8 protein-coding genes are annotated in these 9,321 nt (G+C 72.6%); 2 read left to right on the top strand and 6 right to left on the bottom strand.

The annotated features are described in order from the left end of the window. The first annotated feature begins 203 nt into the window (after positions 1-203). Positions 204-1,055 (top strand): hypothetical protein, encoded by an 852-nt coding sequence (locus ACYVD5_RS18155; RefSeq protein WP_461002258.1) that lies wholly within the window; start codon positions 204-206, stop codon positions 1,053-1,055. Positions 1,056-1,402: 347 nt separating this feature from the next. On the opposite strand, the gene ACYVD5_RS18150 is transcribed toward ACYVD5_RS18155, so the two are convergent. Continuing rightward, positions 1,403-2,359 (bottom strand): quinone oxidoreductase family protein, encoded by a 957-nt coding sequence (locus ACYVD5_RS18150; RefSeq protein WP_461002257.1) that lies wholly within the window; start codon positions 2,357-2,359, stop codon positions 1,403-1,405. A 300-nt stretch (positions 2,360-2,659) separates the two neighbouring features. Between ACYVD5_RS18150 and ACYVD5_RS18145 the strand changes: the two genes are divergently transcribed. Continuing rightward, positions 2,660-3,298 (top strand): hypothetical protein, encoded by a 639-nt coding sequence (locus ACYVD5_RS18145; protein ID WP_461002256.1) that lies wholly within the window; start codon positions 2,660-2,662, stop codon positions 3,296-3,298. Positions 3,299-3,334: 36 nt separating this feature from the next. On the opposite strand, the gene ACYVD5_RS18140 is transcribed toward ACYVD5_RS18145, so the two are convergent. The 5 genes from ACYVD5_RS18140 to ACYVD5_RS18120 form a co-directional block, all read right to left on the bottom strand. Then, positions 3,335-4,129, bottom strand: a complete 795-nt coding sequence (locus ACYVD5_RS18140) for a protein phosphatase 2C domain-containing protein (protein WP_461002255.1) — start codon at positions 4,127-4,129, stop codon at positions 3,335-3,337. Positions 4,130-4,213: 84 nt separating this feature from the next. Continuing rightward, positions 4,214-5,098: an SCO6745 family protein gene (locus ACYVD5_RS18135; RefSeq protein WP_461002254.1), complete on the bottom strand. Its 885-nt coding sequence runs from the start codon at positions 5,096-5,098 to the stop codon at positions 4,214-4,216. Between the two features lie 253 nt (positions 5,099-5,351). Beyond that, positions 5,352-6,821, bottom strand: a complete 1,470-nt coding sequence (locus ACYVD5_RS18130) for a DUF4246 domain-containing protein (RefSeq protein ID WP_461002253.1) — start codon at positions 6,819-6,821, stop codon at positions 5,352-5,354. Positions 6,822-7,005: 184 nt separating this feature from the next. Then, positions 7,006-7,545 (bottom strand): inorganic diphosphatase, encoded by a 540-nt coding sequence (locus ACYVD5_RS18125; protein WP_461002252.1) that lies wholly within the window; start codon positions 7,543-7,545, stop codon positions 7,006-7,008. Positions 7,546-7,869: 324 nt separating this feature from the next. Then, on the bottom strand, positions 7,870-9,192 hold the full coding sequence (locus ACYVD5_RS18120; protein ID WP_461002251.1) for a sulfatase-like hydrolase/transferase: 1,323 nt from the start codon (positions 9,190-9,192) through the stop codon (positions 7,870-7,872). Positions 9,193-9,321: the final 129 nt, after the last annotated feature.

Genomic DNA, 9,321 nt, shown 5'->3' with positions numbered 1-9,321 from the left:
GGCCGTGTCCTGTTTGCCGCCGGGGTTGACATCTCACGCCCGGCACTAACTTCCCGGCATTGCTTGTTTTGGGCGGGAACCGTAAATAAGGGACGAACGAGGCCCGGTCTCATGGAGCCTTCCTCTTCGGGGTACCGCCTCGCCGAGGAAAGGCCCCGTTCCGAGGTGCCGCCCTGCACACCCCGCGCTACGAGGAGCCCCGTATGACCGCACACACCCCGCACGGGTCCGCGCCGGCCGACGGCTCCGCTTTTCCCGGGCCGCCCGGGGGGCCGCTGCCACCGGATGGGCCGGGCGGGCAGGGCGGTCCGGCACCGGATGGCGCACCGGCGCCGGGGGACCGGGCGCGGCGCCGCAGGTGGCGGGTTGCCGCCGCCGTCGCCGCCGGTGCGGCGGCGTTGGGTGTCGCCGCCGGGCTGGGGTGGGTCGCCGTGGAGAACGCGCGGCCCTACGCCGACCTGGCACCGTGCGAGCGGCTGCTGCCCCGCCATTCCCTGGCCGGGCTGCCCGGACTCGACGGCGCGGCCGCCGCGGGCGAGGAGCTGGGCCCGGGCGGCGACGGCGAGACCTACGACAAGCGCAGCGTCGAGCAGGTGGAGTGCTGGACCGGATCGGACCGGGAACGGTCGGCCGGCCCGGTGGCGATCAGCATGCGCCGCCACTCTCCGGCAACCCGCGAGTCCGACTACGCCCCCTTGCAGCGGGCGCTCGACCGCCACCAGCGGGCCCTGGCCGGCGGGCTCGCGGCGGGTTCGGCGGCCAGGCAGAAGTCGGTTTACTACAGGACCGCGACCGCCGACGTCGAGGTCCGCACGCTGGACACCGGCGACGAGGGGTTCCTGGTCTCCTACACCGGCGCCGAGCCCGCATACACCGTGCCGTGGCCCTCCACCGCGGAGCACTGGGCGGTCGCCCAGTACCGCGACCGCAACCTCTTCGTACAGGTGACCTACGCCGGCGCGCCCGAGATGGGCGCCGAGGCCGAGCTGGCGGCGGTCAGCGAGCTGGCCGAGCTGGTCCAGCGCCGCGCGGCCGAGACCGCGCGGCTGGTGTAGGCCCCGTACGGCGCCTCCCGGCCGCGCGGCGGCGCGCCGGACACGGGTCCGCTGGGCGGCCTTGCCCGCGGCCGGCAACAGGCGGCCTGGGCGAAAAAGCAGCGGCAACGGCCGCGGGCGGCGGGGCGGGCGGACACCGGTCCCGCCCGCAGGGGGCCGGGGCGGGCGGCCGACCCTGCGGAAATGCCCAGAATTCAACGCTGGGACCGGCATTTCTGCATGATCATCAACAGGAACCCGACATAACGGGCGCACAGTCACCCGGTAACCCGACATAAGGGACACGCGCGCGCTCACCCCGGCCGACCGCCGCCCCCGGTGCCGCTACCACACTTCCTGGACAAGGCTTAGCGCGTGGGGTCCAGGGCGAGTTTGCCCCGGGTTGCGCGCGAGCGCAGGTCTTCGTGGGCCCGGTGCGCCTCGCCCAGCGGGTACTCGCCGCCGATCAGGGGGCGCAGCCGTCCCGCGAGCACCAGCTCGAACAGTTCGGTCATCGCCCGGCCGACCACGTTGCCGGGCAGCTGGAAGGCGTGCGGCAACCACATGCCGCTGACCGTCGCCGAGTGCCGCATCAGGTTGGCGAACTCCACCGGCTTGGGCGCCTCGCGCGACGCCATGCCGTAGAAGGCGAGCCGGCCGAAGGGGGCCAGCGCCCGCAGGCTCTCGTCGGTGACCCGCCCGCCGGTCATGTCCAGCACCGTGTCCACCCGGCGGCCCTCGTTCGCCTCGATGAGGGCGGTGGTCATGTCCTGGGTGCGGGAGTCCACGACCGTGTCGGCGCCCAACTCCAAGGCCGTCTCGCGCTTCTCGGGGCTGCTGGCGGTGGCGATGACCCGTCCGGCGCCGAACGCCTTGGCGAGCTGGACCGCAAGGGACCCGACCCCTCCGGCGCCGGCGTGCACGACCACCGATTCGCCCTCGCTCAGGTGCACGTTGTGCCGCAGCAGCACCCATGCCGTGGCCCCCTGCACGACGAGTGAGAGCGCGGTCGCCGCCTCGACGCCGTCGGGGATGTCGAAGGCCATCGCTTGCGGGGCGAGGGCGCGTTCGGCGTAGCCGCCGCTGTCGACCATCGCCACCACCCGGCGCCCGTCCGGGGTGCGCCCCGCCACCTCGCTGCCGGGGATCAGCGGCAGGGCGCTGCCGGAGAGGTAGGTGTCCTCGACGCGGTGGGTGTCGGCGTAGTTGACACCGGCGCGCTCGACCTCGATGAGGAGGTCTTGGGGGCCGGGCACCGGATCGGGAACCTCGGCGGGCTGCAGGACCTCGGGACCGCCGAACTCGGTGATCTGGATGGCTCGCATAGGGGTGCTGTCTCCCAACGTGGGCTCGGGACGGGGCCGTGCCGCGGACTGCGACAGACCGACCAGATGGTATGTGACGAGCGTAGCCGTATCGGACCGGCCGTGCCGGTGCAGGAGTGCGGGTCCGGCGTGTCGGTCCGCGGTGCGGAGTGGAGCGCCGGGTCGGGAAACACATTCCGGAAACATCCGGCCAAAGGGGGTGGAACGGCACTCCCGCAACAGCGACAAGTCGGGTAAATTCCTTTTCGGCGTATTTGGTACCGTCCGCGTGGTCGAAGCACACGGTGAGGGAGCCGTTTCGTGGCAGCAGCGCCTACACGGGTCTACACCGACGACACGCGCCTGTTCTGGCAGCAGCTCGCCAAGGTGGCGGCCGGCGGGGCGGCGGTCTTGGCCGTATCGGTGCTGTGCGGCATCGACGACATGGAACTGCTGGCCAGCGCGGCGGCGGCCGTGGCGATCCTGGCGGTGATGATCCTGCTGGCCTGGCGCGTGCGCGCCTCCCGCGGGCGCGCGTCGTTCGTACTGGACGAAACCGGACTGCACTACCGGCGCCGGCGCCGCGGGCAGTGCGCTGAAACCCGCTACTACGACCTCGGCGACATAACCAGCGTGCAGCTGCGGATGCACGTCGGCAGCGCGCAGTCGCTGGAGTTCGGATCCAGCAGCAACGGACTGCCCGAGCTGCGGATCGAGACCCGCAACGGGCGCGCCGACCGGTTCCAGGTCGTCGCCCTCGACTTCGAAGGCTGCGACGAGCTGCGCAGCTTCATAACCCTGGTGTGCGACAGCGCCGGTATGGAGAAACGCAGGTCGGGCACTGGCGGGCCGGTCGCCGTCGTCGACCGCTGGGACCAACCGGACCGGGCCGGGGGTGCCGGCCAACAGGGCCGAACCTGCGGCGGCGACCGGCAGGTGGAACCGCACGCCCAGCCTTGACCGGGCCCGCGCGGCCGCCCAGGAGGCCGGCGATGATCACGGTGGGGCGAATCCGCCCGCCGCAACGGTCGCGTCGTCGTGCAGCTTCCCGCGCGCCACGCCGCGGCTCTGCTCGTGCGCGCGCACTCGCGCGATGAGCGGTCCCGGGCCCTCCTCCTCCAGCCACCGCCAGACCTGCTGCCAGGGGTGGCCGTAGTAATCGGCGAGCCGAGCGCAGCCGTCGGTCATCAGGGCGAACCTGGCCCCGGCACTGCGCGAGGTCCCGGTGACGGCGTGGTGCGCCGCCTCGGGAACGGCACCGGCCACCCAGAACCCGCCCTCGGCGTTGCGGTGGGCGCGTACGAGCTCGGGGCTGTAGGGGCGGCCGCCGGGCAGGTGGTCCACCCGGTCGTCGGTCACGGCGCGGACCTCCCCGCCGTCCTCGGCCAGCAGCACGGTGCAGTCGGCCAGCACCAGGTACTCCAGGCGCCGCGCGGCGCCCGGCGGCTCAGGGCCGGATCCGCCCCCTGCCTGCTCGGGGCGCGCGATGGCGACGGTGGCCGAAGGGCTGTCGGGGTTGTCCAGGTCGCACGTTCCGCCGTGGGCCCGGCCCACATCCGCGATCGCCGCCGCCAGGCAGTCGGCCAGCGACGGGGGATGTTCGGCGCAGAGCCGGGCGGCGAGCGCGGCGCAGAGCCGGTCGGCGTACCAGGCGACCCCGTGGCGGCACCCGGTGTCGGCGCCCGCAACGGCGGTGGCACCGTCGACCACCAGTGCCCAGTCGGCGCCGGCGCTCACCCGGTCCTCGTTGACCCGGCCCTGCCCCTGCTCACTCGCAAAGCTGATGCGCACCCTGAAAGGTTAGTGCGCCGACGCCCGGCCCGCCCGCTGAACCCCGGCGGGCCCGGCGGGCGGGCCGGGCCCGCGCGGTGCCGGTCAGCCGCGGGGCACCCACGGTGCGGGCAGGATGCCCTCGGCGCGGACCGTGTCGGCGAAGGGCGCCACCAGCTCGGCCAGCCGCTCGCCGCCCTTCCTGCCGATCGCGGCAAAGGGTTCCGCCGACAGCGCGTCGGTGCGGGTCTCCACGTCGCTGCGCAGCGTGCGCCCGGCGTCGGTGAGTGAGAGCGCGCCGTCCTCGTCTGCGGTGACCAGGCCGCGTTCCGCCGCGCCGCGTACACCCGCGTCCCAGTCCTCCCGGCTCCAGCCGCGGCTCTTCAGCAGGAACCGGACGCCGTAGGCCCCGGTGGCCGCGTGGGTCACCAGCGCGTCCAGGGGGGTCACTCCGGCGGCGACGAGCGCGGCGGTGTGGCCGTCGCCGCGGAATTCGCGCAGCAGGGTGGCCGCATGCCACAGGACCAGGTGCGGCTCCTCGGGCCACGCGAGTTCGGCGTGGCCGGCGAACAGCGGGCGCCCGTGCCCCAACTCGGCCGCCGCCAGCGCCGCCGACCGGGCGAGCTCGGCGGCCTCGGCCATCTCCGCCGAGGCGAGCGCCTCCGCGCCCAGGATGCGGTGCAGCGCCTCATTGACGATGCCGTAGCGGGCGTGCAGCACGGTCTCGGGCGCGGCCAGCGACCACACCTGCGGAATGACCGAGCGCACAACACTGGGGTTGAAGTTGTAGAACGCCGCGGTCACCGCGCCCGCGCCGACCGGCCCCATTGCCGCCGAGCGCGACGCGAAGTAGGTCATGGCCCGGTGCTCCAGCCCGATGCCGGCGTAGCGGGCCGGCCCCTCAGGCACGAAGTACACCAGGATGTGGACCGGCTCCAGCGCCGACCACGCGGTGCGGGCGATGTCGGGGAACGGTGTGTCATTGGGCAAGGGGACTCCTCGTGCTCCTGGTGATCGTCGCCGCCGCGCGGCGGCCGGGGGCCGGGCCGGCGTCCGCCCGCAGACGCGGTCTCGGATGCCGGGCAGGGGCGGACTGTGACGGTCCCCACGGTCGCACACGGCTCGTTGGACCGACCGGTTGGTCCGCCTGCTCCGCCTCGCCGCGGCCGGCCATCAGCCGCCGCATGCCCGATGAACGCATCGGGCCGGGCTCACGTCCGCAGGGACGGGCGGCCGCGGCGGTTCAGTGCTCGCACAGGGAGAACTCCCGCTCGTAGAGCTCCTCGTTGTTTTCGTCGACGAAGAACTTGCGTTCCCGCATGAGCTGTTCCCGGTAGCCCTTGGCCTGCTCCAGCGTCATGGTCGACGTCTCGGCCCACGGCTGCTGCGGCGGCACATCGGATGTCGAGACGAGCGGCACCGACGGGTCGACCAAGAAGAACACCAGGATCTTGCGGTATCCCGGCCGGGTGGGGTCCGCGAGGCGGAACGGGTCGACGCGGTGCTGCAGGATGTTCGGAAACGCCAGGCAGCGGCCCGCTGGTGTCGAGGCCGATCCCAGCACCTGGTTCAGCGGCTCTTCGTTGTCCAGCCCGTAGACCTCGCTCATGCCGAGGGAGTCGTCCTGCTGGTACTCCGGGTCGTCGATCGCCGCCCGGAAACCCAGCCGGCTTTCGGTGATGTTCTCGCTGTCCCAGTAGTAGATCGCGGTCGAGACGATCCGCTCGTTCAGCATTCCCTCGACATGCCAGGAACCGCCGTGATATTCGGGCTTGTCCGGGGTGAGATGAATGTTGGCGAGCTTGACGATGACCTGGAGACGGCGGCCGCGCAGGTCGACCCGGGCGGAGGGGTCGGGCGATGCGGGCGGGACGAAGGCCGGCGCGTCCGGAACGGTCAGCCGGGGCGAGTCCCATTCGTGCGCGTCTTCCTCGTCGGAGTCTTCGTCCGGCTCGTCCGCTGCTTCGTCGTACCACGCGTGGGGATCGGCGACGATCCGCAGCGGGCGCGGATGGCACAGGTCGGTGAGCACGTTCTCCAGCAGCGGGCGCACGCGGGCGAACAGGACCGGAAGGACGGTGGCGAGTTCGCGATGGGCCACCGGGTGGACGTTGTTGACATACGAACGGAAGACGGCATCACCGTCGCCGCCGACCTCGACGTCCGTGGGCAGCCACTGGAACTCCTGCGAGAACTCGTAGCGCGGCCCCCACTTCGCCGCCGGGCTCTGCCATGCCTCCTCGGGTGCGCCGCTCACCCCGCGGACGAGGCAGAACAGCGAGGGATGGACCAGGTCCAGTACTTGGCCGTCCGATCCCGGATGCCAATCCTGTTCGGCTTCGCCGACCTCTTCCAGCACCCGGACCGCATCGCGCAGCCGGGACCTGAGTCCGTCGTCGATCAGGGTGTCCGACTGCCACACCCCGTCGACGGCGGAGACCTCGATTCCGGTCCGGTCGTCCCGCAGCTCGGCGTAATACGCGAGTTCGGCGAGCACATAGCGGATCTGCGCTTCGGTCAGGCCCTGGTCGGCGGCCTCCTGAGTCCACCGCGCGACGATCCCGGCGTCGTGCATCTTGGCGTACCACTCCGGCTTCGCCCGGATTTCGGCGCTAAGCTCCATCATCTGCAGTTCCCGCAGCGTCCGGGGCTCCGCGATCTCTGTATTGCGGGATGCGAGAAAGGGCAACGGGAAAGCGGGCAGGTCAGTCAATTCTCTCGTTCCTCCCAATCGGTGCGTGGTGCCGGGGAAGATACTTCAAAGGACTGACAGGCAGCCGCAGTACCGGTCATGGCCGATCCCGGAAGGCTTGCCGGTACCGGTGGCGGACCTTCGCCTGCGGGGTCGGACCGTGCCGGGCGCCCCGCTGCGATGGCGGCGCGTCCGGAAGGCCCCGCTACAGGGGCGGGGTCTGCTGGGCGGCGGCCTCGTCGGGCGCCGCCGCGGACGGCGCCGATTCGCGGGCGGCGCGCTGCTGGGACTCCCGCACGGTCTGCTCGGCCGAGGCGCGGTCCTGCCACCCGCGCACCTCCGAGCTCTTGCCCGGCTCCAGCCGCTTGTAGATGTCGAAGAAGTGCGTGATCTCCTGGAGCTGGAACTCGGGCAGGTTGCGCAGGTCGCGGATGTGGTCCAGGCGCGGGTCGCCCGCCGGCATGCAGAGGATCTTGGCGTCGGGGCCGCGCTCGTCCTGCATCCAGAACACCGCAACGGGGCGCACCCGCACAACGCAGCCGGGGAAGGAGCGTTTCTCCAGCGGAACCATGGCGTCGAGCGGCTCGCCGTCCTCGGCCAGCGTATCGGGGATGAAACCGTAGTCCGCGGGGTACTGCGTCGAGGTGAACAGGGTCCGGTCCAGCCGGATGCGGCCGAGCCGGTGGTCCATCTCGTATTTGTTCTGCGACCCCTGGGGGATCTCGACCACCATGTCGAGTTCCATACGTATTCTCCTCGCGGTGTTGCGGTGGAGGCGCCGCTGCGGCCGGCGCGGCAGCCGCCGCCTCCCCACTGCGGCTCCGCACGGTTCCCGGGTGCGGGAACGCGCGGCTGCGCGCCCGTTGCGCGGTCGCCATGGCGCACGTTACCGCCCGTATGCGGCACTGTGCGCCGCCGCCCCCGGCCGGCCGAGTGCCGCGGGGGCGGCTGCAGCGCCCCTACCCCGGATCCGCCGGGGCGTGCGCGGGCACCGGCATGGGGTCGGGTGAGACGCGCAACACCCGCCGGCCGCGAGCGCCGCTCTGCCGCTCCCTGGCGCGCCCGCCCGTCAGCGGGCCGCCGGTTCGATGACCGGGTACTCACCGGTCTCGGCCAGGCGCTGGAGCAGCCGCGCGCGCAGCCGGTCCGCTGTTGCGGCCGCCGCCGGGTCCGCCACCAGGTTGTCCAGCTCGTGCGGATCGTTCTCCAGGTCGTAGAGGTAGGCGTCGACGTAGCGGTCGGCCGCGGGCGTGTCCCAGGCATCGGCGCCGGGCGCCGAAACCCCGTACTTCCAGCGCGGTGTCCGCAGCGCCCGGCCCAGCTCCGCCTCGCTGATCTGGACCAGGACGTCGTCCGGGCGGTCGTCGGCGCCGCCCTGCACCAGCGGCAGCAGCGAGCGGCCGTCCATCCCGTCGGGCACCGGCAGTCCTGCGGCGGCCAGCAGGGTCGGCGGCAGGTCGATGTGGCTGACCAGGCGCTCCAGCGGGCGGCCGGTGTCGAGGCCGGGGCCGTACAGCGCGGTGGGCACCCGGATCGAGGCGTCGTGGCAGCTGCGCTTGTACTCGTCGTTGCGGGTCTTGAAGTGGCAGCCGTGGTCCGACGTGAACAGCACGACCGTGTTCTCGGCCAGCCCCTGTTCCTCCAGTGCCGCCAGCACCCGGCCCAGGCACTCGTCCAACCGCTTGACCATGCCGAGGTAGCCCCCGAGGTGCTCGGCGGAGTTGCCGCCCAGCGCGGTCAGGTCGCCGGGCGACCACGTGCCCGCGTAGCGCTCGCCGTAGCCCTCGGGGGCGGGGTAGTCGTCGCGCTGGTTCTGGTGGTGGGGTTCCAGGAACGACAGGAACAGGAAGAACGGCGCGTCGCGCTCGCGGGAGATGTAGTCGGCGGCCGCGTCGGCCAGGGCGTCGGCGCGGTACCCGGGCAGCTCGTGGGCGCGGTCGTCGCCGTCGTAGAGGGTGGTTTGGTAGGCGTCGGAGGTGAACTCCAGCAGGTTGGCGGCCAGCCAGTCGGTGTAGCCGCCCCGCTGTTCGGGGCGCACCGGTCCGGCGGTGCCGGTGTCGCCCAAATGCCACTTGCCGATGTAGCCGGTGTCGTAGCCGGCCGCGTTGAAGTGGTCGGCGAGTGTGGGGGTTTTGGCGGGCAGCGGGATGTTGTTGCGGAAACAGCCGATCTGGGCGGGGTAGCGCCCGGTCTGCAGCGAGGCCCGCGAGGGTGCGCACACCGGCTGGCAGGTGAAGGAGTTGCGCACGTGCACCCCCTGCCGGGCCATCCGGTCGAAGTTCGGGGTCAGCCCGAGGGGGTTGCCGTGCGCGCCGGTGGTGTCCCACCGCTGCTGGTCGGTGAAGAACACGACGACGTTGTTGCGGGCGCCGCCGGATGTGCTGCTGCTCAATGCGGGTTCCTCGGTTTCGGTTCCTCGTGGTCCGTGCCGTTGCGGCCGTTGCGCGGCGCGCCTCCCGGGCCGCCGCGACCCCACTGGCGGTTGCGGGCCCGTCCGGTCCCGGCGCACCGGGACCGGACG

The sequence above is a fragment of the Streptomonospora sediminis genome, from assembly GCF_054778995.1.
The sequence above is the reverse complement of the archived record's forward strand: the minus strand, read 5'-3'. Positions and strand labels throughout refer to the sequence as shown.

What these genes read in the sequence shown, in the direction of transcription:
- ACYVD5_RS18125 (WP_461002252.1), bottom strand. Translation starts at nt 7,545, where the DNA reads ATGGAACTCGACATGGTGGTCGAGATCCCCCAGGGGTCGCAGAACAAA.
- ACYVD5_RS18150 (WP_461002257.1), bottom strand. Translation starts at nt 2,359, where the DNA reads ATGCGAGCCATCCAGATCACCGAGTTCGGCGGTCCCGAGGTCCTGCAG.
- ACYVD5_RS18155 (WP_461002258.1), top strand. Translation starts at nt 204, where the DNA reads ATGACCGCACACACCCCGCACGGGTCCGCGCCGGCCGACGGCTCCGCT.